This is a genomic window from Vibrio sp. 10N.222.49.C9 (genome assembly GCF_041474985.1).
In the GTDB taxonomy this organism is placed as follows: Bacteria; Pseudomonadota; Gammaproteobacteria; order Enterobacterales; family Vibrionaceae; genus Vibrio; species Vibrio crassostreae_C.
In genome coordinates, this window is record NZ_JBFRVD010001372.1 from 1 (window position 1) to 332 (window position 332).

Here is a 332-nt window from a genome sequence, read left to right on the forward strand (position 1 = left end):
CCAAAGGTACTGTCAGCCAGACAATCAACGGCTCTTTCACTGAGTTAAACAAGAACACAGTGATCAAGAACATGAACAGGTAGCCCATTGGCATACTTGAGAACAACGACCCTTTTGCGTCATTTGAAGACTCATATTCGCCCCCCCACTCTAAGCTGTAGCCTGGTGGAAGTTCAATAGCTTCAACCTTGGATTGAATACGCGCCTGCAAAGTCGCCGCTGTTTCTTCACCCAATATATCGGGGTCAGCAAACACGGTTAGCATACGTTTTCTGTTCTTACGAACAATCAACGGGTCTTCCCAACGCACTTCATTACCTAAAGTGATCTGC

General features: G+C 46.4%; 1 protein-coding gene. It reads right to left on the reverse strand.

Annotated elements, in window-relative coordinates:
• On the reverse strand, positions 1–332 hold a 332-nt coding region (locus AB4585_RS28345), incomplete at both ends, for an efflux RND transporter permease subunit (protein ID WP_372172099.1).